Here is a 25,196-nt window from a genome sequence, read left to right as displayed (position 1 = left end):
AGGGGGCGCGTCGGATCAGCCAGGCCACAAGTCGCGAGAGTCCCACGGTAGCCAGGATGGTCAGGGGGATGTGTACGCCCTGAATCAGCCGCCTCTGGAAACTGATCGGGGTGTATACCAGCACGGCTGTGGTCAACACCCAGGATGTTAACAGAAGCCCTCGAACGGTGGAATGAGAGATAACCTTGGCTATCCCGATCAGTGCCAGGAAGAACACCACCCCGAAACCCACTACATAACCCAAGGGGCCGGGAGAAGCGTCTATCCGGGCCTGGCTCCAGGCACGAAACACCGGGTTAGTGGAAACGGCCCATAGGCTGTACACTATCCCAGGTGAAGACAATCCAAGGATGACGGCCACCCGCCCCAAGAGCCGATACGCTGAGATGCCTCGTAACCACCATAAGAGCGCCGAGCATACTGCCAGTGTAGCACCGACGGTGCACACGTCGTACTGATGGATGACACTGAGGATTAGCATAGCCAAACCAGCCCCAATGGCACATCGGGGGGTATTTTCCAGAGACTGTAGCCAAGCATAGAAGACGACGAGCATCAGGAGCAGCGAGGCCGTGAAAAGCGGTGATTCGTAGAGACTCATGAAGGTGATGGCCTCCGGTTGCCATAAATCCACTGAGGAAGGCACTACTGAACCCAGCAGCCAGCCGAGCCCGGAGGAGGTCGAGAGCAACAAAAAACAGGTCTTCCGCCAGAACACTGACCGCAGATACATTGCAATGAAAGCGTAAACAACCAAACAAAAGACAAATACCAGGCAAGCTCGGCTCAAGTGAAAAGCGGCGATATTTGTCAGGCGCAGGGCATCGGCCAGCCACCCCATCATTAAGAACAACGGATGGAAGAAGACCCGTTCGTGAGGTTCGCTGGTGTAAAGGTTAATGAATAGCAGGTTTCCCTCTCGGGCCTGTTGCATCCAGGCCAGGTAGGTATACGTATCTCCGGAATTGAGGGTATGTATGCCCATGAACTGCAAGTCTGGGGGGGTGGTGAGATAGCCGTAGGCATAGGGTAAGAACATTACAGCAAGGAGCACTAGTGTGCACCTGATCACCCAGCGCCACTCGGACCACGAGATGTTCGAGAATGTTTTTGGGGTCACTGGGCCTCTCATTTCTCACATCCAGATAGCCATACCGTCAACAATTGGCTCAGAGCGCGTACAAGACACTATCCGAAGACAGTGGGTCGGTAACTAGGACCAGGGGACTGGAAACAAGAGATGGTATTTCTCTGCCTCGAACCCGGGGCTATTCTGACTCTCAGCAGACGCCTACTCCCGGCGCACAAAAATCTCCTCCACGGGCCCCACGAACACCCGTTCCCAATCACGGCTTTCGGAGAGCAACACACTGAGCGGCGAGCCCTTTTCCACCAAAGCCGCATTGACTTCGTACTTGTCCAGTATGGCTCGCCAATTCGGGCGACATTGGCGCACATCCATGTATTCCTGCAAGAATGCATCCCCATGCATATCGGCGCGCCCGTCAATAAACACTCGCTGGTACGGATACCAGGCCCAGATCAAATACCCTCCCCAGGCATACTCGTTCAAGACCCTGGCATCTGGCAAATTCTCTAGGATGTATCTGGCCCCATCCGCCGGGTATGCGCATGTGCCACGAACTTGCGGTGTGACTCCGATCTGACTCCAAGGTCGATTCACCACAAAGCGCGTCAGTGAACCCGCAAATACAACCAATGCTATGATGCTTAACAATGTGACCGGTGTACTAAGTGGCCGCGTCGGCCAGGCTCGTGCAAAGCCCCACACTCGCCGTAGGCTAAGCCCTGCCACGGGCACCCAGGCCAGTGCATAAAGAGCCACATGCCGGCGGGATAGCAGAGTCATCACCGCCAGAGTCGTTATTAGCACTGCCGACCAGGGATCAGATTCGCTCCCACCCACACCAAGCACGACCAGGAGCAACAGGCTGCCCGCGAAGAGTAGCCAGAGGGGGCTGTGGAAGTTAGGTGACTGCCATTCTTGGATAAAGGTCATTGACCCGTTGCTTGTGCCCACATAGGTGAACGGGTATCGCAGTAAGTCGAGGCCGTGTGGCGTGAACAGAGCCGCTATGCCGCTCCCGATACCAACGAACGCGAGGTGCTTGAGGCTGGGAGTCGTCTGGCCACGTAAACGCCGAAACAGTAGCGAAGCCCATGCGAGAGCGATGAGCATAAGCCCCGCAACATATCCACCGTGCAAGTTGGCCCACAGCGCCATAAGGGGCACCAAAATCCAGATCTGAGAAGCAAGTCCTTCCAGATACAGGAAGAGGCAATACAGATACACTGCGAAGAGCAGCCAGGAGATAAGTTGCGGGCGAACGGTTATAAGAGGCAAGTACATGCCCAGAGAATACAAAGCGAGGGCAGTCCGCGCGAGTAGAGAGAGCCCCAGCCTCTCCAGGAGGCGCAGGATGATGAGGAAAGTGAAGGCTAAGACCAAGCCAAACATTACAGCCAAACCCACATACCCGACAGCGCGATATCCCAGGTAAATGAGGGCTTCCGACAGCCACTCATGGGCAATCCAGCGTTGTCCAGCAGCGGTGAACGAATATGGGTCCACTTGAGGTACTCGTCCGCTCTGGACAATGAGTTCGCCGGTCTTAAGATGCCACCAGAAATCAGGGTCTGTGGAACCCGCCAAAGATAATACTGTGATGGCTACAAGAAGGAACGCATTGACAGCAGCCGACGCACTAAAAGCCAGACGAGGCCAGGTCTTAGGCCACGGCCTCGCAGGCAAAGTCAACGGCCACCGCAAGTTGCTTAATTCAGCACCTTTTTTCATACACTGTACCTCATGCTGCCCTCAATGGGTTGCTCCTATGGCGAGATTTCCACTATATCTCCTATTTCTGTCTGGCTATCCTCTATAATTCCCTGGGGCAATTCCAGTGTGTGAACCGCTTCTCCTACACGAGGCCCAATGCGTCCGGGCCATAGAGACTTGCTCAGCCCCACCACTCGGCCGTCTTTCGCAAAGTAAATGGCGTCGATCGGATAAGTCATCCCGAAGGTGTGTATCCAGCGGCAACCCGTGAGCAGCAGTCCCTCACCCGGTCGCAGAGGAGCAGTACCGATCAGTCCACGCAGCCGTTCCATAAAACTGGAGGCGGTGCGGCCATTGCTCACCAACCACGTGTCTTTGCTCACGTTACGTGCTTTCACTCCCGCCGCTCCCTTAGGTCAAGATCGAAGCCGAAAATCGACGCGGGGAGGTGTACATCGCGCTCTTCCATCTTCTCCGCAAACTTGGGGCGGATACCAGTAGGCTTTAATTCGCCGATAATGCGCCCATCGCGGATACCTTTCATCTCAAAGGCGAAAATATCCTGTGTTACGACCGCATCGCCTTCCATACCCTCTACCTCTGTGGCCTGCACGACCCGGCGCGATCCATCCTTGAGACGCTCGAGATGAACGATGAGATCAATGGCTGAGGCCATCTGTTCCCGCACGGCGCGCAGCGGCAATTGCATGCCCGACATAAGCACCATTGTCTCCAACCGCCTGAGAGCATCACGGGGTCCGTTGGCGTGAAGCGTGCTTAGGCTACCATCATGCCCGGTGTTCATCGCCTGCAACATATCGAGGGCCTCTCCTCCGCGCACCTCTCCAACGATGATTCGGTCAGGCCGCATACGCAAGGCGTTGATAACCAGGTCCCGAATTGTCACCTGACCCTTGCCCTCGATATTTGGCGGACGCGCTTCCAGGCGCACCACATGCTCCTGCTTGAGTTGCAATTCCGCTGCGTCCTCGATCGTGATGATACGTTCGTCGTTGGGCACATAACCCGAGACGACGTTGAGGAGAGTAGTCTTTCCTGTGCCTGTGCCACCTGAGATCAAGATGTTCAGCCGGGCTTTGACACACGCCTTCAGAAACTCAGCGAACTCACGGCTCATAGTGCCGAACCTAATCAGATCTTCGTCTGTATAGGGAATTACCGCAAACTTGCGGATGGTCAGCACCGGGCCGATGAGCGAGAGCGGTGGGATAGTGGCATTGACGCGCGAGCCATCCGGCAGTCGGGCATCTACCATCGGCGAACTCTCGTCCACTCGGCGTCCGATAGGCCCAACGATCCGCTCGATGATCCGCATCACGTGATCTTCATTTTCGAAAGTGATGTCGGTCTTATAGATCTTGCCATTGCGTTCCACGTACACGGCTTTGGGCCCGTTCACCATAATTTCGGTCACGCTATGGTCATGTAATAGCGGCTCGATGGGGCCGTAGCCGAGGATCTCCGCCACGACCTGCTGGAACAGGCGCACCCGCTCCGAACGGCTGAGGACGATGTCCTGATGTTCAAGTACGGTGGGATAGGCGCGTCGCAGAGCCGTATGGACCGCCTTTTCGTCGGTCAAATCCACCTGCGAATCCAATTCTGCCAGCAACGCATCCCGCACGCTATTTTTGAATTTCTCCAAAACACCTGCGCGTTCGCCAGGCAGCGGGAATTCGCCCACCAGATCCTCATCGCCTTTTTGCTCCAGGGGCTCTGGTTCCACCTCCAGCGCATCAATATCTATAATTGGCAAACCTTCCCACTCTTTCGAACTCACTGTTACCTCCCTGCCAACCCGAAATCTCCGTTGTCAGAAGCGTGCTCCATGGTTCCCACGATGCGAATTTGGTCCACTGCGGCCTGGTAAGCCGCTACCGCTTCGCTCAGAGATCCCTCGGCTACCAATTCATCACCCAAGGCTACTTGTTCCTGGAACTCCTCCCAGTTTTGCACCTCCTCCGAGCCGGAGACGATACTCAACGCTTTGCGAAGCAGAGACACTGCAAGTTCATAATTTTCCGTTCCTATGTAGTCCTCGCTCGCTTTGATGCAAGATTCCAGGTACAGCCTTCTGGCCCAGCCACCCGCGTAATCGGTGCGCTGACCGATAACGCGTTCCAGAAATTGCGCGGCTCGCTCGTTCTGGCCTTCGGACAATGACTTCAAGGCAGCCAGGTACGCTTGGGCAAGATAGCGCTCGGTCGAGGCTTCCGGATGGAGAGGTCGCAGCACCAGGGCTTTCTCAAAGAAGTCCAGCGCCTCCTCAACCAGCGAGATATCCGTGCCCGCAATCGCAATTTTGCCTTGCCCTTGACCCAGGTAACTTGCGAAAAGCCAATCGTTCACTTTCGTCTTTTCGTGCTCCGGGTTCACTTGGCGGATCTCTTGGCATATTGTGGCCAGTGTAGCCCACTCCGCCGCTTCATAAGCACCTTGGGCTTGTTCCATCAGGGCTTGCAGCACCAGTTGCTGTTGGATGACGGTGATACGCTGTTCAACATCGCGATAAAAACTCTGGATAGTCGCGATCTCTTGCAGATGCGTCAGGGCTTCCCTCAAACGTCCCTCTTCTTGCTCTTGCAGTGCTTGGGTGTACAAAGACTGCAATTTCTGTGCCTTTTCTGCTGCGGCCAGGCCCTCTTGAGCGGCGGTGTGTCCCGGATATTTTTGCAACAGCGTCTCGAAGGTCTGGATCGCGTTAGTGTAGTCACCAGATGCCATATACCGCTCCGCCTGCGAAAGAAGGTCTCTTTGCTCGGAGGCGGCTTGCACTATCAGCGACTGTGGTACCACGTTCCGCTGGTAAAAAGTGGTCATCGCCACGGTCAAGTACAATATCACATCCACTGCAGCCAGGAGTACAATCAACTTCCTCAAAAAGCGCGGTATGTCCGAAGCGATGACCCGGCGCGCGTCGAACCTTATCAGTGACATCTTCATCTGGGCCTCTTGCAGCAGGGTGCGCACCTCCTCATTCTCGGGGTGTTTGCTACTGAGATCTGAGAACAGCGTGATCGCAGTTTGGAAATCACCCCTTTGCAAACTCCGCACCCCGTTCACAAAGGCCTGATCCTCTTCCGGTTGCCAGGTTGTCTCGTTCACGTGTTTTTCTCTCCAAATTTCGCGTGATCAACAGTATGTCAGTGCGCCAGTTCAGCGAATGCTTCCACGATGGCTGGAATGGCTGGCCCGATGGTCACCGCCAGCACTGCCGGAAAGATCATGAAAATCAGCGGAAACAGCAGTAAGATGGGTATCCGGCGAGCATGTTCTTCTGCCTGCTGCCATCGCCTCACTCTCAGCTGCTCCGACTGAGCGTGAAGCACCCTGGAAACGCTCAGCCCCAACTGATCGGCCTGCAGAAGGACGGCCACGAAACTGGATACTTCCTCCACATCTACCCGGCGAGCCATGTTCCGAAAAGCCTCGCGACGTGTTCTCCCCACCCCAATCTCGGCCACTATCCTCCCGAATTCCATGGCCAGTGCATTGTTCCACTTCTGGCTGATCTTGCGCAGGGCGCTGTCGAAGCCTTCCCCAGCATCCACACAAATGGTCAACATATCCAAGGCATCGGGCAGCGAGCGTCTTATCTCCGCCTTACGGCTGCGGATCCGGAGACGAAGCCAGAGGTCGGGGAGCAAAAACGCCACCATTGCCGCCAGCAGTGCACCAATTGGCGCGAAGGAAAGACGTTGGCGGACGAAGAGGATGAACATCGCCAGCGACCCGACACTGACTGTCAGCAGCACTTTCAACCCCAGGAAATCCATCGCCCCCAAATCAAAAGGGTGGCCAGCGGTAGCGAGCGCGTGTCGGAGACTATCAATGTTGCGTTTGGGTGCCAGTCGTCCGAGCGCTTGCAAATACCGGGTCAGAAATGGCTTGAGTACCCGCTGATAGAATGGCTTGGTTAACTCCACCTCTGTCAGAGGGTCCTCGGCCTGGCTCAGGCGCTTCAGCCTCTCCGCAGGCGGTTCTTCCGACTGACCTAGGCGGAGTCCCACAAGCAGCAGAAAAACACTTACGGCTACTAAAATGCTGATCACGAACGACGTTCCAAACACAGCACCGTCCTCTCTCCGTATGACTCAGGCCTCGATCTGCATTATCTTCCCCATAATGATGAAGCCTGTCACCACCGATATAGCTGCTCCGATAGGGATGAGCATCGGCCATCCCGGTTGGAACATGCCACTCACATACCCCGGATTCAGCACATACATGATCATGGTCAAGGCAACAGGCAGACCAGTCAGAATATAACGAGTGAGAGACTGCTGGGCGGTCAAGGCTTTCAACTGACCTTTCAAACGGATCCGTTCTCGGATGGTTCCAATGATGGTGTCCAAGATTTCTGCTAGATTGCCGCCAGTAGTGCGTTGTATATTGATAGCAGTAACAACCAGGTCCAGGTCGTCACTCTCCATTCGTTGGGCCAGATTCAGTAGCGCCTGCTCCGTGGAAAGGCCCAGGGCTGTTTCCCGGACGACGCGCCCGAATTCCTCCGAGGCTGGGGGTGGCATCTCCTGTGCTACCAGAGAGAGCGCCTGGGTGAGGCCGTAGCCACCCCGCAAAGAGCCCACAATCAGGGTGAGCACATCCACCAGTTGCTCTTGGAACGCACGGTGGCGTTTCTTGTGTCTGTTGCTCACATACATCTCCGGAAGAAACGAAGTCAGAAAGGCGGCCACCATGGCGATAGGCCACTGTCTGGTCAGGGCCAAAGCCAGCACGAAGCCCAGCAGTGCGCAACCAACTCGCAGCAGGTAAAACTCATGGCTTTTCAAGGGCACATTGGCCAGGGCAAGGGAGCGAGCCACAGCCGAGGTGCCACCGCTTCTCCTGAAACGAGCAATCAGGCGGCCCAAAATGGTCTTGCCAGATGAACCTTGTTCTCGAGGGGTTACCGTGGGCCGGATGGACTCTATTATGTAAGCCCGCAATCTGGCCTCTGCGGTCTCCTGTCCCTGTTCTACCTGCCAGATACCGACGAACAATGCCAAAACAGAGAGGAGGAACATGACCCCGATTGTGATTGCGATCCACACCATGTTACACTCACCTACAGACGCATAGTCAGAAAATCGCTGCCCCCCGGAGCAAGGTCACCATACACCCTACGGCCAAATATGGTGCGTACGGCATGTAGTCATGTCGTCGTTTGGCTCCACTCAACATGAGGATCAGTGCACCAAGGCCGCCCAGAACCACGCCCATAGCCAGCGCAGTAATGACACCTGGGAACCCTACCACAAGGCCGATGAGTCCGGCCAATTTGATATCCCCAGCTCCCATAACCCCCTTACGGATCAGGGCCAGCGGCAGAAACAAGGTGAAACCCACCACCGCCCCTAAGAGTGCGCTGCTTACCGGGAGCGCTGAATAGGCGAGACGCAGAGTCAACGCGATGATCGCCCCAGCACCGAGCACCAGGTTCGGGACAAAGCCGGTTTCCGCATCCACTACGAAGATCACAGAAAACAGGCCGGCATAGGCCAGGAGAGCAACGAACTCTGGTGAAGCGCCGAACTGTCTCCACAGATACACACAAACGGCGATGATAGTCAACTCCACCAGGAGCCGGCGCTGTAGCCTAGGGATCGCCCGGAAGTCGGTAGAACGCTGCATCCATAGCCAAATCACGCGCAGCGAGGTAATGTCCAGTCGTGGAGCAGCAGTGGTCTTCGATGGCGAATCAGTCTGGCTAAGATAATGCTGCGCCAGATGATCCGCCACCCAGTTGATAAGGCTGCCCAACACCAACCCTAGGGCTACCCAGCACGGCCACAGCACCTTGCACCTCCGCTCACAACCAGCCAAAGAAACGCTTGCGCTGGGGTGCAACCGCCTTCTGCGGCGCAGAACGACTCACAGATGGTTTGGCCTCTGCCATCAAAGAAAGAGCCAAGTTATTAATAGCCGCTGCCACTCGGCTGCGATGGCTGCTCATCACCACGGGCACGCCCCGATTCGCCGCGCTGGTAACGAGCGCGTCGTCATCTGGAATCTGCACCGTGATCTTGCGCTGCAGCGCTTTCTCAATCTCTCGCAACTGGATGCCCCCTCGGCGAGGATAGCGGTTCAATGCCAGGATAATCCTCTCTTGAGGGCACCCGAGGGCGGGAGCGGCATCCAGGAAGATCCGCGCGTTGCGCAAAGAAGACATCTCGGGTGCGATGACGTACACCACCCGGTAACTGAATTCCAACACGGAGACCGTGGTGCGGTCCAAGACTGGCCACGTGTCCAAGATCAAATAGTCGCACATATCACGAAGGGTGACCAAGATTTTTCGCAAATGCATGGGGTCGATCATTTTCGCTGCGGGGTTCCAGGGAGCCCCCAACAGGACACGCACCCCAGAAGCATGCTCAGTTAGCATAGCGCTGACCAACTCGGAGTCAAGTTCTCCTGTACGTGGTGCCAGGTCAGCGATGGTACGACGCGAAGTCAGGTTCAGGAAAATGCCTACGTCTCCCAGTTGCACGCTTGTGTCAGCCAAAATCACCCGCCCCTTAGTGCGCTTGCGAAGCGCCACAGCGGTATTGGTGACCAGTGTGGTCGTACCCACGCCGCCTTTGGATCCGAGGAACGCGATCACTCGACCCTGCAGTCCTGGCCTTCGACGCAGGGCTGCATTGACTCGCGCCACCAGTTCCTCTATAGCCAAAGGCTTTGTCATATAGTCGGTTGCGCCAGCCTCAAAAGCAGCCACCTTGTCCTCTACATCTGCTCCCGCGCCCAGTATGAGCACGGGCACGTGGGCTGTCTCCCCGGAACTACGCAGGCGCCGACAGAGTTCGAGACCATCCACGTCGGGCAACAAGGCCCCCGCAATGACCAAGTCCGGCAAACTTTGGTGGATGGTTAACAGTGCATTTCTGCCATTGGGAGAAGTGCTCACCTCGTAGCCCGCTTCCTGAAGGGCTGGCGGCACGGTCTGCAATATTTGTGGGTCGTCATCCACGAGTAATATCCGCTTAGCCATGGCTTATTGCCTCAATTCGTCATCAAGGGTTCTGGGGAAGTCGTATCCGATAACGGTCGCTCAGGTAATCCTTATGTACGGGCACCGTGTCGAAGGGTTGCTCTCGGGTCGGCGAGCGAACAACCAAGTCCACAATGCCTCCCGCATCCTCTAAGTATTTCAAGACCAACGCATCTTGCGGGTCGAGGGCGAACACAAGAGCCGATGGTGCTTGTGCCTGTGTGGAGCCCTCTGGGGCAGGCGGCCGAATGATCGCTGCCACCTCTACATTCTGCAAGGCGGCGAATGTAACTTGTTCTCCTTCACTCCCCTCATCCTGTTTCATGAGGATAGAGTAAAGGATGTCGACTCGATCGCCAGGCTGCAACATACCGATGCGGCTCATCAGGTCGCTGACCGGGAAGGCAACGGCTACCCGATCCTCGTCCATCACGATGGCCACATTCGCGCCTGCCTTGGTAGGGTCCGCCAGCCGGTGAGAGAGCAATACTTCGCCCGGCGAGAGCCCAACTATGGCCATCTTGCCGTTGGCTTCCTCCAGACTTTGCACTGCGCCCTCAGGCACTGAATCCGCCGGCAACGAACGCATCTCGATGGCCTCCAGGTCAATGACCGTCCTGGGGGCTATGCTCCGTCGCGCCACCACCACCTCGGTCATCGGTATCTCGGGCGTGGCTGGACGCTGTGCCGTCGCTTGGAACACGACAACGAAAGCGGTTACGCCCGCGATGAGTGCCGTGATGATGCCTGCTGTGATCCAAAGACAACCCTTTCGCTGTCCCATCGCTCGCTCCTATTGCACTAATTTGACCACCCGCAGACCGCCGTCGGATGTGCCCCCCAATTCACCGATATCCACGCTGCGGATGAATTTGCCACGAATACCTTTAGGGAAACCAGTGGGGATCACCTCGGTGACCTCAAAGACGGCGAATTTCTTGATGTGAAAGTATGGCTTACCGGGGTAAAGTTCCTGCACGCTATCGTACACTGCCACCTTTAAGATTTGGCCCACCTGGGCTTGCTGGATGGCACTGGATCTCGTTCCAGGGTCGCCGTAAAGCCAACTGCCTGCAAGGATGAAGCCCGGATAGCCATTGAGCATCCAATTTTTCAGGTCATCGTTGCTCGTGCTGCAACTTGCCGGGTAAACACACCCCAGATTTAGCCACCCTCGGTAACTACCTGCGATCTCGTGCGTGGTCTCCGGGTCCGGCTCAATGGAATCGTCGTCCCAGATGGTGTAGATCTCATTAAGCGCGTATGCGAAATCCTTCACCGCAATGGGGGCCAACCCATCCACCTGCTGCGGGGCGCCGTAACGGGCCTTGGCCCGAGCGGAGGGGGTCATTTCCGATATGCCCACTATGGGCGCGAAGTACATCGCGATGTGCTTAGTCGCTGTTACCGTTACAGTATCGCCGGCGATGGCAACCTGGCACGAATCGGCCCCGTTGCGCTGCACTGCATATTGGGTGGCCACCGCCTCCACCTCGGCCGGGGTGGCACCCAGGGCCAGCAGCCGCGCCCCGGCCAGCGCCCCCGCATCGGCCGCGTTCTGCGCCTGGCGCCGAGCCAAATAGGCACTGCCCCCGTCAATGGCCAGGGCCAGGATGCCCAGCAGACACACCATCAATATGGCCACAAAAACCCAGACCTGGCCTCTCCTTCCTCGCATTAGGTAATCTGATATTGTGCGCATAAGAACCACCTCCGCAGTTGCCTGCCATTCTCCGTTGCGGGCTTGCCCTGCCCGCTCTGCTATCTGGTGGTCTGTGAACTGTCTACTTTGTGAGCCGCACCACCCTTAGACCGCCATCCGGACCTCCGCTGGGATTCCCCATCTGGACGTGCCGGATAAAACGCCCTTCGATATATTTCGGGTTCCCCGTCGCTTTCACCTCCGTGATGTGAAAGACGGCGAATTTGATCACGTGGTAATACTCTTTGCCCGGGTACAGATTCCGAATATCGTCGTACACGGCGATGATCACTTCGGTTCCTACCTGCGCCTGTTTGAGAACACTGGCCCGTGTCCCAGGATCACCGCGCAACCATGAGCCCACCTGCACAGTGCCCTGGTAGCCGTTTGCCATCCACTCCTTGAGGTCATCGCTGCCAACGCTGCACGAAGCAGGATAGGCACAGGACAGATTGAGCCACCCGCGGTAACTGCCGGCGATGATGTGGGTGGTCTCCGGATTTGGATCTTCATCTGGGTTGTCATCCCAGATGGCGTATTCCTCCCCATAGACATACGGGAAATTCTTGATGGCAATGGGCCGCAGGCCACCGGCGCTATCCGGGGCTCCGAAAGTAGCCGCCGCTTCGGCCAGGGCCTCGACCTCCGAAATGCCCACCACACCAGCAAAGAAAGTGGATGTGCGCTTTGTAGTGCTCACCCTCACCGTGTTGCCGAGAATGGTAACCTGACACGAATCGGCTCCGTTGCGCTGTACGGCATACTCGGTGGCCGCTGCCTCTACCTCGGCTGGACTGGCACCCAGGGCCAGCAGCCGCGCCCCGGCCAGCGCCCCCGCATCGGCCGCGTTCTGTGCCTGGCGCCGATTGAGATAGGCATTGCTGCCATCTAACGCCACCGCCAGGATACCGAGCAGTACCAACATCAGGATGGCTACGAAAACCCACACCTGCCCCCGCTGGCGGTGATGCGCTTCAGAAACGCTTGTGACTTCGTCCACCGGCGCCCCCTCCATCCTACCTCCGGCTCCTCAAAAACTGATGTAGGCTCTCGAGGTGCTCCTCAAGTGCAAATGATCCGTGCCCCCTAATGCGGTGGCCAGCATGGGGGTCACCAAGTAAAAATCGTAACTGACCTCCACAGCCACGGTGGAGGCATCGGGATACGAGATGTCCACCGCCAGATGGGCTGGGTCGAGGCCTGGCGTTTTGCTCCACACCGCGCTCTGAATGCCCGCGATGTCCGTGGGGGCGACCATTGCGTACCGGGCCCCCTCGCGGGCGGCATTGGCCACTACATTGTAGACGTAGGCTGCCCGTCCGAAATCCAAAATGGCCATGAGGATGAGGAGCAAGACGGGGAGGATGATCGCGAATTCGACCAGGCTATCTCCCCTCTGACGAACGGCTCTTCCCCTCCTAGTTCGCGAGCCGATAGACTCCTCACCCCTCAGGTTCACCTCTGTATCTCCCGTACTAATAGACTACCATCTCCACTGTCGCCCGGAGTGGGATCAGGCCGCTCCCGATCACATAGGTAGTGATAGAATGGTAAACGTAATCCACAGACACGCGGATTGGTTCGCCTGCTCCGCCTGCCGTGATAGTGATGTCGGCATCGGTGATGGTCAATCCAGCGCCTGCCGCCTCCTCTCGCACCCGCTGGCGGATGCCCGCCAAGTCTGTCGGGTGCATGGAGCCGTAGTAAGCGCCCTGACGGGCCGCTTCACTCAGGGCAATGTAGTCACCGAACGCCCCTCCCAGGTCAAAGATGGCGAGCAAAATGAGAAGTAGGAGGGGCAGCACCAGTGCCCACTCCACCAGGCTCTGGCCCTTAGAACGCTTTTCCTTCACGAAGCCACCTCCGACCTTAGGTGAAGTGGGGTGGAAGGCAGAACGTCCCCCCCCCCCACCCCCCTTGCGCCCTCATTATGGCACGTTGTTCGTTGCAGCGCCGAGGGCTCCGGCTACGGCATTGAGGAGGCTCTGAACATTGCCACCCAGGAGTGCGACCGCAGCGATGGCCACGACGACGATCAGGCCGATGATCAGGGCATACTCGGTCAGATCCTGGCCTTCCTCCCTGCGCAGCCAGTTGAGCAATGCGTACCACATCTCTTTTCACCTCCTTCCTAGAGCGAATTACGTGGTTTCGGAGAGCCTATCGTGGGACCGCCCTGCCGTTCCCGGAGGGGTGGCTATAACCTTGTTGGGAGAATCATTTCCGCCGGTAGGAGCCGTCTCCTTGCGGGAGCCGTCTCCAGGCAGTGATGTGGAGTTCGCGTTCTGGTGATTGCTCCCCCCATCCAGGTAGGCATTCAGCATCTCCAGTGTGTAGCGGCGGTGTCCCCCGGGCGTTCTGGCCGGAGAGAGCATGCCGAGTTTCTCCATCTTGCTAAGAGTGAACAGGCTGACGCGCAAGTACTCTGCCGCCTCCCTGGCCGTCAAGATCACCTTTAGCTCTTGGTTCACGACGTCCTCCGTCTCGCTGCTCAAACTGAGTAATCCAAAGCGAAAAGGGCAAAATTTTTCAGAATCTAACAACATTGTAGCATACAACGCTGTTCCAATGGGTGAACGCAGCGTAAAAGTATCGTATAAGATGCTTTTAGGTATATATACAGTTAACAGACTTGAGTGGGCAGGGGCGGAATATGTGGCTGGCTTTCGATAGACGATATCTCAATTCGGGGCGGGACAAAGTGGGCCTGGGGCGAATTCAGGCTGGCTGAGCGCAGGGACTCGGCCGCGTTTCGTCGCAGGGGGCGGTGAAGTAATAGTGTAGCCTCGCCGCGACACCGTTTGTAGGTAGATAGGCTTGGCCGGGCACGGCTCGATTTTGGCACGCACGTTGCGGACGTGTTGACGCACCAAAGCCGGGTCTCCTACCCCAGGCGGATACCCCCAGACCTCTCGCAACAACTCTTGCGCCGAGAGTACCTCTCCGGCGTGTTTCATCAGGCAATAGACGAGGTCAAACTCAGTTGGGGTGAGCACCGCTGTCGTCTTGCCGACACGGAGTTGATAAGTCTGGCAATCGAGCACCAGGGAGTTCACCGCGAGACGGCGGCGTCGGCGATGGGAACGACCATTCGTGCGCCGCAGCAGAGAGCGAAGTCGCCACTCCAGTTCCTCTGGGGAACAGTCCTTAGAGATGTAATCGTCGGCTCCGGCCTTGAAGCAGGCCACTTTGTCAGCCGGTGCACCATAACTCAGGAACACAACGGGGATATCCGCCAGGCGAGGATCATCCCGGATTTGACGACACAGTTCGATCCCGTTCAGTCCAGCCAGTTGAACCTCAAGTAGGACCAGATCGGGCTTGTATCGGCGGGCCAGGCCAAGCGCTTCCTTCCCATCCTGGGTGACGAGGGTATGGAAGTTGAGTTTCCTCAAGGTGCGATCGGTGACCTGCGCGGCAATGGTATCGTTGTCAACGAGCAGGATGACGGGCATAGGAGATCCTCCTGTGTGAGCGGGTTTGAGTGTGTGATACTGGCTATAATGTTTTCTCCGGTGGCAGAATTGCCGATCAACGCCAGGAGTATCGATATAATTATACGCAAAACCCACAAAAATGTCAAATCGGCATCAAATTAGTAACAAAATAGTATCACACTTGCAATTACGATGACGGGATTTAGGTCAAGAAGTTACGGTTCTTTTCGCGCGAAATGAAAGGGATTTCCAAGATTTCAAGAAAGGGAGCCGTTTTTCTTTAGAAAACGACCCCCAAGGAGGAGGTGGAAAAAATTGACTTTGGCAGGAATGGCAATTGCGGCTATACTATTATCTGCTTGTGGCCATTCCATCTTTCATCCGATACTGATCCGCTGATCCATGTCCCTGCCAACCAGTATGCACTCGAATGTCAAAAGAAACTCGCGCGTTCAGGTATCGCTGGTTTTCCAGCCTGAGCGGACAACTGATCCTCTCCACGATCTTGCCCGTCGCTATCAGCCTATTGGCCATCGTGGCGGTTGGCTTCCTGGGCTACAGCCGCCTGCTCCAAACTCTCGTCGAGCAACGGGACGCCGAACTAGTGAGGCTGGCAGCCCAGCAAGTCGCCAATCACATGGTTCAGGCTGTCGAACTGCTCCATGAGACCGCCGCCTCAGATGATGTGCGTAGTGGCCAGGCATTGCGCCAACAGGCGGCCCTGAGCGCCCGTTTTGGTCTGCGCCAGCACTTTGACTGCATCAGCGTGGTCAATGCCGCCGGCGAAGTAGTGGCTACGGACGGCGGAGAACTGGGTGGGCGGGTGGATGCATTGCCCTATTTTCGCTGGGCTCGCGACGGTTATCAACCTGTGCGCTCCAACCTCTTGCCCCTGGGCCAAGGGCGGCAGGGCATCGTGATCGCCGTGCCCATCTTTGACTACCAAGGACAGTTCGCGGGGATTGTCTGTGGCACCTACGATCTCCAGGGCCCACATCTGGCCCGCTATCTGCAGGATGTCCCGGTTGGCACGCGGGGCCTTGCCTATCTCGTGGGCCGCGACGGTCGTATTCTCTGGCATCCCGATGCAAGTCGCATTGGCACAGATAACTGGGGCAACCCGGCTACGGCCGCATTGTTAGCGGGTCAGGCCGGAGCCCAAGTGGTAGACCTGCCAGAAGGTCGCATAGTCCTGGGATATGCGCCGTTGGAAATGACGTCCGCCAAGGGGTTGGTGTTCGCCGATGCCAGTTGGCAAGGATGGGGTCTGGTCACTCAAGAGCAGTGGGATGATATCATAGCCCCCCTGATGCCTTACGTGCGCCTGGTAATCGCTTTACTCGGACTCACCGTGATATTACCCATCGTCCTCCTGGCTACCGGCACGAGGCGGGCCACCGCGCCACTGCGCGCCCTGGCGGAGCGCGTGGGGCATGTCGCCGATGGTGATTTTCAGGCCGACGTGCCAGTGGGCGGTCCTGCCGAGGTGCGGGAACTAGGAAGGTCTTTCAATGATATGGTGTGCCAGTTGCAGCGCTATCGCGATGACATCCAGCGCTATCTGGCCTCTATTTTGAACGCCCAGGAAGAGGAGCGCAAACGTATCGCCCGCGAACTACATGATGACACCGCCCAGGCGCTGGTGATCTTGGGGAGGCGGATCGAGTCCTGTGAAGAGATGCTTGATGATCCACAGCGTCTGCGCCAGGAACTGCGTCTCCTGCGCGACTTAGTAGATGACGCATTACAGGACGTCCGCCAGTTCACCCATGACCTACGCCCGCCGTTATTGGAAGAACTGGGCCTGGGCCGTTCCTTGGAACTCATGGCCGAGGAGATGGCAAAGCGCTACTCACTCCGGGTGGCCGTACAAATATCGGGTAATGTGCGCTCGCTGACTCCGGAATTAGAATTGACCCTTTATCGGCTGGCTCAAGAGAGTTTGACCAACGTCTGTAAACACGCGCAGGCGCAGCACGCTGTCATCCGCCTGGTGTACGATGAGGAAACGGTGCAGTTACAAGTTTCCGACGATGGGATTGGCTTCCGCTCCCCGAAGACGGCAGCCGAACTGGCCGAGGCGGGCCGTCTGGGCCTACTCGGCATGTATGAGCGCGCCCAATTGTTTGGCGGCTCGCTGGCCATTGCCTCTGCCCCAAACGAGGGCACTACTGTGACGGTAGTTATGCCCATCCCGCCAGGGGGCGACCAATGAAGAATAGGCCCTACACCAGACTCGGTCTCGCCCTCCTATTAAGCATGGCGCTGATTTCTTGCTCCACGCCGCAAACCAATACTCCATTGGGCCCCACCGCTTCCGCCCTTCTGCCTACCCCTACCCCACCCGAATCCGCTCTCTGGGGTGGTACACTGACCATTGCCATCCCTTTGCCAGAGGCGACCGTCTTCAACCCTCTGACCACCGAAACAGTGAGCGAATGGTATATCACCAATCTGCTTTTTAACCCCCTGGTATTGGGCGGCGAAGGATGGGGCACAGAGACCACAGGCGAACTAGCCGAGCGCTGGGATGTGTCGGACGATGGGCTGACCTGGACGTTTCATTTGCGGCGGGATGTTCGCTGGCACGATGGAGTCCCTCTCACTTCCCAGGACGTGCTCTTCACCTTCGCCATGATACAGGACCCGAACAGCGGCTCCAGGTTCCGAGGACGCTTCCTCCAGGATGGCGATCCCATCCTCTTCACTGCCCTCGATGACTACACCGTGCAAGTGCATTTGCGCCGGCCACAGCCTACGCTGGTGCCCGACATCGGCGTGGCCATTCTGCCCGCCCACCTCCTGGCAGGCAAAGGCAATTCAACAGCCGATTTTGAAATTCACCCCATCGGCACGGGTCCATTCAAATTAGAAGGCCTAGAGCCAGGGAAAGCCATCACTCTGACTGCAAACGCCGATTATTTCCGCGGCCGACCGTACCTCGACCGCATTGTCCTGTGGATGCCACCGGACGACGACGCCCTCCTCTCTGCCCTGCGCGATGGTCAAGTGGACATTGCCCTATTGAAGCCAGAACTCACCCCCAAACTCAAAGATTGGACAGGCGGAACAGTTCGGGTGCAGAGTTGGGACACGATGTGGCAGCTTCGGCTGAACAATCAACATCCCCTTCTCCAAGACAAACGGGTCCGCCAAGCCATCGCTTTAGCGCTTGATCGCCAAGCGTTGGTAGCGAGCGTGTTCCAAGGCTACGCGACAGCAGCCGATTCGGTGTTCAATCAGACGGTATTCACCTACGTCCCTCATGATCCTACATTGCCACAGTATCTCTACGATCTCGACAAGGCTCGCGGGTTGTTGGCATCAGCGGGGTGGGTACGCCGCAGTGACGGCCTTCGCTACAAGGATGAACAGCCCTTGCGGCTGCCTCTACTGCAAGGAGCAGACTATTTCTCTTCCGCCATCGGCGATCTCGTACGTGAGAATTTGGCCGCTGTAGGCATTGATGTCCCAGTGCAAAGGGTGAATGACCCGGAATCGGCCATACGAGAAGGGGACTTTGTCCTTTGCCTGGGGTGTTGGTCATTGCTGGGACCCGATCCGGGAAACTATGCGGCCTGGATCTATCATGGACCTGCCAGTGAAAATGTCCTGAACTATGAGAACCCGCGCGTAGACTGGTTGTTTGACCGAGCCCAAAGCACCCAAGACGCAGAACAGCGTCGGGTGATCTATAAAGATCTGGAGCGTGCCTTGTTGGAAGATCTGCCCATTATCCCATTGGTCTATCCAATGTCCATTTTTGCAGTGAGCAACCGGGTGGTGATGGATCAGGCCATATTCGACGTAAACCGCATTCCACCGTTTCGCCATCCGGAGCGGATCTGGCTTCGCCAACCTTAGCACACCGGTGCAAAAGAGTATGGGAAAAAAGACAATCCTCATAATCGGTTTTTGGATCAACCTGGCGCTCCTGTGCGCTGGGTGTGGAAATGCTGCCCTGCAGACCACGCCAACCGCTCCTCTCCGAGATTTGACACCCCTCCCTCTCGGTCCCACTGCTGCTGATGCCCATCGGGTAGTGGTCGAATACATCGCGGCACGACACCCCGAAAGCGAACTGCGCCAAGATATGGTCTGGAGAGAAGAGGCCATCTCTACCGAGGGAACAGCCGGTTCTACGGTCACGCGCTTCGTATGCGGAGACTGGGAGATGACCATATCGGCCACTGCCACTCTGAAACCCATCTTCGACGTGGAGGCCAAAAATGACGCCCGCCGGATGTACTGGCGCGGCGCTGTCACTCCCGAGGGGCATGTAACTGAGACCCTGTTTCGTGTGGAACCGCCAGGGCCAAATGTAAGCGTAACGCGGGATAAGGTCATCCAATACATCGCTACTGCTCATCCGGAGTCGAAACTCGAGCCCGAAATACTGAAACGAATGATCTGGCAGCGAACGGACGTGCCTCTCCCTGAAACTTCCCAGAAGACAACGCAGTATAAATTAGGGGCTTGGGAAGTCACATTATCCTACCCAGACGTGCTGTCGCCCACTTTTGATATTACCGTTACGGGCTCCAGTGCCCTCTTCCAGTGGTGGGGGATGGTGGATGAAGATGGAAACGTCCAAGAAACTCGGGTGCGCTCTCGTCCTCTGGAAGCCGAGCGCGCCCGCGATGCTGCCCTGGATTACCTCGTTACCAATCACCCCGAAGTGGGGCTCACTGCCACAGAGGTGAGCCAACTCGTGTGGCAAGAATCACAAGTCAGTCCCAGAGGTTTGGAGGGGGATAGCCAGTTCCTATACACGATGGGAGATTGGACAGTGTCCATTCTCTGTCCTGCCGATGCGAACAAGCCATTAGATGTAGTGGTCCATCATGCAAACCTCGGCACACACTGGGAGGGCGCTGTGGATCGAGAAGGAGGGATCAAAGAGATCTCATTCATACCCCCACCCGTAGTTCGGGATGCGCCAGCAGCCCGCGACGCAGCCATCGACTATCTCATCACTCACCACGCCGATGCCAGTCTGGAGGAGGACTTGATCTGGAGTGAGGGCATCACCCAGCCAGCAAGTACAGCCGGTCAGGTGGCGGTCGGGTTTACATCTGGAGATTGGGCAATCAACGTACAATATCCCCCCACACCTCGCCCGGCCTATCGCGTTTCCATTGCTAATGAGTCCATTGGTGTGACCTGGCAAGGCACAGTCAGTGCCGAGGGAGTGATTACGGAGACTAACTACGAGGCTCTGCCGCGCCTCACGGATCCCGCCTCGGCCCGCGACCAGGTCATAATGTACCTGGCAATCGAGAATCCGCAGTCTGGCCTAACGCGCGAAATGGCCCAATCTATGGTCTGGGAAGAGGCGAACATCACGCCCCAGGATTTAGTAGGCAGCGCGATAATGCAATACACGTCGGGCGATTGGCTCGTAGTGGTCGGTTATCCGGTGGTGCTTTATCCAACATTCAGCGTCACCGTGACCAATCAGACCCAGGATTTTGTCTGGGAAGGAGTGGTAACTACCATCGGCCAGGTTCGTCCAGGAGGTGTGTCCGTTGAGCCCACCCCTACAACTGCGGCGCGGAGCACCACGATCGTGGACAGATGGAGGGGGACTATACATTATCTTTGTCGTCTGGCCGAATTCGACAACTACTTCGAACGCGAGGACGGTGAGCGCTACGGCATTGTTGGTGTCAGTCAAGATGCTGAATTCCTGGTGATGCAATACGGCTGTCAGGGCACCGCTGTGGAAGTCTGGGGGCGGCTCACGTCAGCGCCGGACTATCGGGGGCGGCAGATCGTGGTCGAGCGCATCCAACCCGCCGCCCTGCCCAGCGGCACGCCTGAGAGACAACGACCTGTTGAAGGCCTGTTGGGACGGATCTATCCTTTGGGTGCGATGGCCCAGTTCGATGACTACTTCGAGAGCCTGGTGGGGGAGCGCTACGGTATCGCTGGGAACACGCCGGAACTCGAAGAACGCATCACCGCCTTACGCCAATCCGGGGCTCTGGTATCGGTGTGGGGCACATTATACGTGGATGCAGCGGATTACGAGGGCCGGCAAATCCTTGTGGAGCGCATTGACGACGCTACGGGCGGCGCGCCGAGTGAACTGGTGGAAGCGTGGGAAGGCTATGTGGTGTACCTCTGCCCGATGCAGCAGTTCGACGACTATTTTGAGAGAAGCGACGGGCAGAAGTATGGCATCATTGGTCTGACGCGCACGATCGAGGACCGCGTTATCCGCTTTGAATGCGCTGGGACACGGGTGCGCATCTGGGGAGTACTTTATCCCGTCGCCGTAGATTATGCCGGTCGCCAGATCGTGGTACGACGCATCGAACCCGTGCCCTGAGGCGAACGGTTCACGCTTCAAGGCGGTGGTCTGCCTCGAAATACGCCACAGGCTCTCCGAAACCGCTTCGCTTTATTTTATGATCTCTATTTGCTCCGGACGCTCGATAGTCACCTGTGGCGCACCGTCCACCTGGGACGGAATGCCTCGCAGGCGAACGTAACGATCCAAGTAGTCGATTTCGGGCCGGCCAGAAAATGCCCTCCTGTGCTCTTCAGGGATCACCGCGCGCAGGTAAAGCGCGGATGGGTCCGTGTGGAAGTATAGGATTATGTTCCCCCCGCCCTCCCGCATGCGCATAATGCGGCCCTCAATGCAGATCTCCTGCCCGATGTAGGCCCCCGCGGCATCCCAAGTAATGCAGCCTGGCCAGGGTGTAGGAGTGGCTTCCGGCGTGGGCATCCCTTGGATGTGAAAAACGGCCCCTTCGGTGCCCATAGCCTCCAACATTTCAGCATTCGGGATCACGAGTTTCTGACCGATGCGGAGATAATCTGCATCCTGCAGGTTGTTGACCTGGACGATGGCACTGACACTGACTCCGTAGCGGTTTGCGATCTCGCCTAGGACCTCACCTGCTTGCACGACGTGAATGACCGGCGTGGAAGTAGGCCTATCGGCGGGCATAGCGGGTGTGTGGCGGATTGGTGTGAAGAGCAAAGTGGCCTCATTTGGCAAATAGGTCGGCCAAGGAGTTACTGGTGTTGGCGATTCTTCGGGGCGAGTAGTGCCACATCCCCCACCGAGAACGAGGAGAGCGACGAGCAGCAAACTCGTCAGCAGTCCGAAGAGTATCTGGAGTTTTCTCTGGCACACGCATTGCTTCATTGCGGCAGATATTCTAACACAGGGAGGAGTTAGTGCCAAGACATCCTTTGCCAGGAACTTTGCCAATTTCCCATTCGTCAGTAATATAAACATAAATCGGCAAATACCGTCCTTCGAAAAGGGTGATAGATTGAGCCAGGCAACGATAATCGCGAGGTCAGCCTGATGCCGTCATCCACACAGAAGATGGCGGCCTAATCCGCTCAAAAGGGAATTACACAAGTCATGAACTCCAGAAAGACCCTCATAGTTGCACTCCTTACGGTAGCCGTCGTGGTAACGCTCGGTGCCATCCTGGTGGCTCTCATGGGCCGTGGTGTCTCCAGACAGCCAACGCTACAGTTGCAGCCTTCCGTTGCCCGGCCAGCCACCATCATCACTGCTACAGGCCGTGGCTGGCAACCTGGCACCCAGGTGATCATCTCATTGGGAGCGCCCGGCAGCGCCGACGCCGACTTGGAGCGCTACACCGATGTAGTTGCCGATGCAAGCGGCATTATCGTGGCCCCGTTCGCTTTGCCGACCGACTCGAAGTGGGCGCGTATGCCTGAAATCTGGGTGGTAGCGCATTCGGCGGATTTCCGGGCCAAAGCGGTGGCCACGCTCAAATTGGAGGTCGTTCTACCCAGCCCAACCGCGACACCCGGGATGACCCCGACCCCACTGCGGGTGTTAGGCATCGTGCGATCCGTGACCGCTGTGACTGGCGTGATCGTTGTGGATCCCATCGAGGGCACGGCTAACACCGTGATCGCCAGCGCTGCGACTCAGATTCTGTTCCCCGACGGTTCGCGGGCTGGCATGGGCAGCCTCACGGTGGGCGCGATGGTAGAGGCTACAGGCCAGGCAGGGGCCGATGGGGCGCTCCTTGCTGAACGGATCGTGGTCCTCACCGGGCCGCCCCAGCCAACGGCAACAGCGGTTCCCACAAGCGCACCCCCGACATTGACGCCCACGCCAGCGCCGGATATGTGGCGCGGGGAGTATTACAACAACGCAACTTTGGCTGGCGAACCGGTTTTCGCGCGGAACGATGCGTCCATAGACTTCGCCTGGGGCCAGGGATCCCCCACGACTGGCATCAACGCGGATAATTTCTCCGTCCGCTGGACCAGGACTTTGGATTTCGCCCAGGGCGGCTATCGCTTCGTCGCCCGCGCCGATGACGGGGTTCGCGTCTGGGTAGATGGCCGACTGATCATTGACGAGTGGAAAGATAGCCCGGCCATGACCCATCAGGCCGATATCTACCTGACCCCAGGCCGCCACTCCATCCAGGTGGATTATTATGAGCATCTGGGCGATGCCTTGATCAAGGTGTGGTGGGAATACCATGGCCTCTACCCCGACTTCACGTACCACGGCTGGCGCGGCGAATATTTCAACAACATCTCGCTATCGGGCACGCCCGTTTACATCGCCGATGACGCGCAACTGGACTTCAACTGGGGTCTGGGGGCTCCTGTGCCCGGCATGAACGCGGACAACTTTTCTGTGCGCTGGATGCGGGTCCTCAATTTCAGCGCCGGGCGGTATCGCTTTTACGTGCGTGTGGATGATGGCGCCCGGCTATACGTGGACAACACTCTACTTATTGACCAGTGGCACGATAGCGCGCCCGTCACTTATACCGCCGACATCTCGCTCTCGGCCGGCAACCACACCATCCGCCTGGAATACTACGAGCGCACTGGAGGGGCACAGGTCAAACTCTGGTGGGAACAGATCGTGGAACCTACTCCGACAGCGACCCACACCCCGCTCCTGATTAGCGAGTGGAAAGGCGAGTATTACAATAACCGTGATCTGTCGGGCACACCAGTCCTCGTGCGGAACGATACACAGGTGAATTTCAACTGGCTGCTTGGCTCGCCAGATACCCGCATCAACGTGGACGATTTCTCGGCTCGCTGGACGCGGCAGTGGACATTCGCCCCAGGGGTCTACGTTTTCTATGCCCAAGCCGACGATGGGGTGCGCGTCTCCATCAGCGGCTGGCGCATCATAGACGAGTGGCACGATGCCAGAGCACAGACCTACTCGGCGCAGTTATGGCTCTCGGGCACCCATGAGGTGGTGATCGAATACTACGAGCACACCGGCCTGGCGTGGATCAAAGTCTGGTGGGAATACATCCCGCCGACGCCAACGCCCACGCTTACAGCCACTCCGCTCCCCACAAGTACGCCGACCCACACCCCATCCCCGACACCCACCAACACGCCAGAGACGCCGGCGCCCACATCTACCACTGAACCGCCTACGGCCACGCCCACAGCCACCACCACGCCTCTCACGCCGACGGCAACGACCACGCCGGCCACAGTAACGCCTGCACCGACGGCCACGCCAGGCGGGCTGGTCTTCGTGGACGCGCTATCTTCGACCTACAAACCACTGGCCGATATCCCTGCCACCGAATACGCATCCCGCGTGCCAGTGATCACCGGCACGATCACCGAAAGCCAATTGTATCTCGGCCCACCCTTCTTCACCTTCGACCTGCAGGCAGAGGACGGGCGTACTTACCGAGTGCAGGGCATCCCGGAGTGGGCGGTGATAACCGTGTCTCACGGGATAGGATCGCTGTTTCGGGCTTTTGGGATCCAGGACATACCTGGCCTGACATGGCTCACGCAGCAACGCATCAGCCCGGCCTTCATCGGCCGACCGCCTGCAGACGGGACGCGGGTCACCGTAACCGGCGTAGTACTTGGCGACGTGTTGGTGGCGCAGCGGGTTGACCGGCTGGGCAAGGATCCGGGCGTGTGGTACTATCGCAGCCTGTTAGATGGGGCAGAACTGCGTCCCGAAAGCCTCGGGATTTTCAAGGACCTGCGCATTTGGGTGCGCACCACAACGGATGATGTCGCTGATTTGACCTCCGAGCCGGTGGGCCCGGTGATGGCACAGTATTCGGGTCAGCCGGCAATCGCCGTGGGCCAATTGCAGGTGGCCGAGACCTTCGGCCTGGTCAACGTGGAGGTGTACATCAAGGTCGGGGAGGAGTATCGGGGGATTTATCCGCAGTAGGGTGGGCTTGGGGAGTCCAGTGGAGGGGTTTGGCCAACGGCTAAAGC

Annotated in this window: 21 protein-coding genes; 4 read left to right on the top strand and 17 right to left on the bottom strand. The window is 57.6% G+C overall.

Annotated features, from left to right (window positions below; all coding sequences use genetic code 11):
- Nucleotides 1-1,291 precede the first annotated feature (1,291 nt).
- From H5T64_02035 to H5T64_01960, 16 genes are all read right to left on the bottom strand, one after another.
- Nucleotides 1,292-2,818 carry a hypothetical protein gene (locus H5T64_02035; protein ID MBC7263119.1) on the bottom strand — a complete coding sequence of 509 codons (1,527 nt, stop codon included), beginning with the start codon at nucleotides 2,816-2,818 and terminating at the stop codon, nucleotides 1,292-1,294.
- A 35-nt stretch (nucleotides 2,819-2,853) separates the two neighbouring features.
- Nucleotides 2,854-3,183, bottom strand: coding sequence for a DUF192 domain-containing protein (locus H5T64_02030; protein ID MBC7263118.1), 330 nt, complete (start codon nucleotides 3,181-3,183; stop codon nucleotides 2,854-2,856).
- Nucleotides 3,184-3,194: 11 nt separating this feature from the next.
- The gene (locus H5T64_02025) at nucleotides 3,195-4,445 is read right to left on the bottom strand and encodes a CpaF family protein (GenBank protein ID MBC7263117.1); all 1,251 of its coding nucleotides are present in this window, start codon (nucleotides 4,443-4,445) and stop codon (nucleotides 3,195-3,197) included.
- A gap of 158 nt (nucleotides 4,446-4,603) precedes the next feature.
- A complete protein-coding gene (locus tag H5T64_02020; protein MBC7263116.1) occupies nucleotides 4,604-5,926 on the bottom strand; it encodes a tetratricopeptide repeat protein in 1,323 nt (440 codons plus the stop codon).
- A 38-nt stretch (nucleotides 5,927-5,964) separates the two neighbouring features.
- Nucleotides 5,965-6,891, bottom strand: a complete 927-nt coding sequence (locus H5T64_02015) for a type II secretion system F family protein (GenBank protein MBC7263115.1) — start codon at nucleotides 6,889-6,891, stop codon at nucleotides 5,965-5,967.
- A gap of 24 nt (nucleotides 6,892-6,915) precedes the next feature.
- Nucleotides 6,916-7,878 (bottom strand): type II secretion system F family protein, encoded by a 963-nt coding sequence (locus tag H5T64_02010; protein ID MBC7263114.1) that lies wholly within the window; start codon nucleotides 7,876-7,878, stop codon nucleotides 6,916-6,918.
- Nucleotides 7,879-7,903: 25 nt separating this feature from the next.
- Nucleotides 7,904-8,620 carry a prepilin peptidase gene (locus H5T64_02005; protein ID MBC7263113.1) on the bottom strand — a complete coding sequence of 239 codons (717 nt, stop codon included), beginning with the start codon at nucleotides 8,618-8,620 and terminating at the stop codon, nucleotides 7,904-7,906.
- Between the two features lie 13 nt (nucleotides 8,621-8,633).
- Complete coding sequence (locus tag H5T64_02000) at nucleotides 8,634-9,815, bottom strand: response regulator (protein MBC7263112.1); 1,182 nt, start codon at nucleotides 9,813-9,815, stop codon at nucleotides 8,634-8,636.
- Nucleotides 9,816-9,837: 22 nt separating this feature from the next.
- Nucleotides 9,838-10,599, bottom strand: coding sequence for a Flp pilus assembly protein CpaB (gene cpaB / locus H5T64_01995; GenBank protein MBC7263111.1), 762 nt, complete (start codon nucleotides 10,597-10,599; stop codon nucleotides 9,838-9,840).
- A 9-nt stretch (nucleotides 10,600-10,608) separates the two neighbouring features.
- A complete protein-coding gene (locus H5T64_01990; protein ID MBC7263110.1) occupies nucleotides 10,609-11,517 on the bottom strand; it encodes a Tad domain-containing protein in 909 nt (302 codons plus the stop codon).
- A gap of 82 nt (nucleotides 11,518-11,599) precedes the next feature.
- Nucleotides 11,600-12,517, bottom strand: coding sequence for a Tad domain-containing protein (locus H5T64_01985; protein MBC7263109.1), 918 nt, complete (start codon nucleotides 12,515-12,517; stop codon nucleotides 11,600-11,602).
- 30 nt (nucleotides 12,518-12,547) lie between these two features.
- The gene (locus H5T64_01980; protein ID MBC7263108.1) at nucleotides 12,548-12,976 is read right to left on the bottom strand and encodes a pilus assembly protein; all 429 of its coding nucleotides are present in this window, start codon (nucleotides 12,974-12,976) and stop codon (nucleotides 12,548-12,550) included.
- 16 nt (nucleotides 12,977-12,992) lie between these two features.
- Nucleotides 12,993-13,370 carry a pilus assembly protein gene (locus H5T64_01975; protein ID MBC7263107.1) on the bottom strand — a complete coding sequence of 126 codons (378 nt, stop codon included), beginning with the start codon at nucleotides 13,368-13,370 and terminating at the stop codon, nucleotides 12,993-12,995.
- A 75-nt stretch (nucleotides 13,371-13,445) separates the two neighbouring features.
- Nucleotides 13,446-13,631 carry a Flp family type IVb pilin gene (locus H5T64_01970; GenBank protein MBC7263106.1) on the bottom strand — a complete coding sequence of 62 codons (186 nt, stop codon included), beginning with the start codon at nucleotides 13,629-13,631 and terminating at the stop codon, nucleotides 13,446-13,448.
- A gap of 27 nt (nucleotides 13,632-13,658) precedes the next feature.
- Nucleotides 13,659-13,988, bottom strand: coding sequence for a hypothetical protein (locus H5T64_01965; protein MBC7263105.1), 330 nt, complete (start codon nucleotides 13,986-13,988; stop codon nucleotides 13,659-13,661).
- A 210-nt stretch (nucleotides 13,989-14,198) separates the two neighbouring features.
- Nucleotides 14,199-14,972, bottom strand: coding sequence for a response regulator transcription factor (locus tag H5T64_01960; GenBank protein MBC7263104.1), 774 nt, complete (start codon nucleotides 14,970-14,972; stop codon nucleotides 14,199-14,201).
- 412 nt (nucleotides 14,973-15,384) lie between these two features.
- Between H5T64_01960 and H5T64_01955 the strand changes: the two genes are divergently transcribed.
- The 3 genes from H5T64_01955 to H5T64_01945 are packed head-to-tail and all read left to right on the top strand — an operon-like array spanning nucleotide 15,385 to nucleotide 21,288.
- Nucleotides 15,385-17,169 (top strand): HAMP domain-containing protein, encoded by a 1,785-nt coding sequence (locus H5T64_01955; GenBank protein ID MBC7263103.1) that lies wholly within the window; start codon nucleotides 15,385-15,387, stop codon nucleotides 17,167-17,169.
- A complete protein-coding gene (locus tag H5T64_01950) occupies nucleotides 17,166-18,818 on the top strand; it encodes an ABC transporter substrate-binding protein (protein MBC7263102.1) in 1,653 nt (550 codons plus the stop codon). The genes H5T64_01955 and H5T64_01950 overlap by 4 nt, the downstream gene beginning before the upstream one ends.
- 19 nt (nucleotides 18,819-18,837) lie before the next feature.
- Entirely contained in the window at nucleotides 18,838-21,288 is a 2,451-nt protein-coding gene (locus tag H5T64_01945; GenBank protein ID MBC7263101.1) for a hypothetical protein, read from the top strand.
- Between the two features lie 72 nt (nucleotides 21,289-21,360).
- Here the strand turns inward: H5T64_01945 and H5T64_01940 are convergent, their stop codons facing one another.
- On the bottom strand, nucleotides 21,361-21,915 hold the full coding sequence (locus H5T64_01940) for a LysM peptidoglycan-binding domain-containing protein (GenBank protein ID MBC7263100.1): 555 nt from the start codon (nucleotides 21,913-21,915) through the stop codon (nucleotides 21,361-21,363).
- Nucleotides 21,916-22,341: 426 nt separating this feature from the next.
- Between H5T64_01940 and H5T64_01935 the strand changes: the two genes are divergently transcribed.
- The gene (locus tag H5T64_01935) at nucleotides 22,342-25,149 is read left to right on the top strand and encodes a hypothetical protein (GenBank protein MBC7263099.1); all 2,808 of its coding nucleotides are present in this window, start codon (nucleotides 22,342-22,344) and stop codon (nucleotides 25,147-25,149) included.
- Nucleotides 25,150-25,196 lie beyond the last annotated feature (47 nt).

Source organism: Chloroflexota bacterium (genome assembly GCA_014360825.1).
In the GTDB taxonomy this organism is placed as follows: Bacteria; Chloroflexota; Anaerolineae; order UBA2200; family JACIWT01; genus JACIWT01.
Note: the sequence above shows the minus strand (reverse complement) of the source record. Positions and strands in the feature narration are given on the sequence as shown.

Coding starts and splice junctions, on each gene's coding strand:
- H5T64_02035 (MBC7263119.1), bottom strand. CDS start 2,818: ATGAAAAAAGGTGCTGAATTAAGCAACTTGCGGTGGCCGTTGACTTTG.
- H5T64_02010 (MBC7263114.1), bottom strand. CDS start 7,878: ATGGTGTGGATCGCAATCACAATCGGGGTCATGTTCCTCCTCTCTGTT.
- H5T64_02000 (MBC7263112.1), bottom strand. CDS start 9,815: ATGGCTAAGCGGATATTACTCGTGGATGACGACCCACAAATATTGCAG.
- cpaB (MBC7263111.1), bottom strand. CDS start 10,599: ATGGGACAGCGAAAGGGTTGTCTTTGGATCACAGCAGGCATCATCACG.
- H5T64_01990 (MBC7263110.1), bottom strand. CDS start 11,517: ATGCGCACAATATCAGATTACCTAATGCGAGGAAGGAGAGGCCAGGTC.
- H5T64_01970 (MBC7263106.1), bottom strand. CDS start 13,631: ATGTGGTACGCATTGCTCAACTGGCTGCGCAGGGAGGAAGGCCAGGAT.
- H5T64_01960 (MBC7263104.1), bottom strand. CDS start 14,972: ATGCCCGTCATCCTGCTCGTTGACAACGATACCATTGCCGCGCAGGTC.
- H5T64_01955 (MBC7263103.1), top strand. CDS start 15,385: ATGTCAAAAGAAACTCGCGCGTTCAGGTATCGCTGGTTTTCCAGCCTG.
- H5T64_01950 (MBC7263102.1), top strand. CDS start 17,166: ATGAAGAATAGGCCCTACACCAGACTCGGTCTCGCCCTCCTATTAAGC.
- H5T64_01945 (MBC7263101.1), top strand. CDS start 18,838: ATGGGAAAAAAGACAATCCTCATAATCGGTTTTTGGATCAACCTGGCG.
- H5T64_01940 (MBC7263100.1), bottom strand. CDS start 21,915: ATGCCCGCCGATAGGCCTACTTCCACGCCGGTCATTCACGTCGTGCAA.
- H5T64_01935 (MBC7263099.1), top strand. CDS start 22,342: ATGAACTCCAGAAAGACCCTCATAGTTGCACTCCTTACGGTAGCCGTC.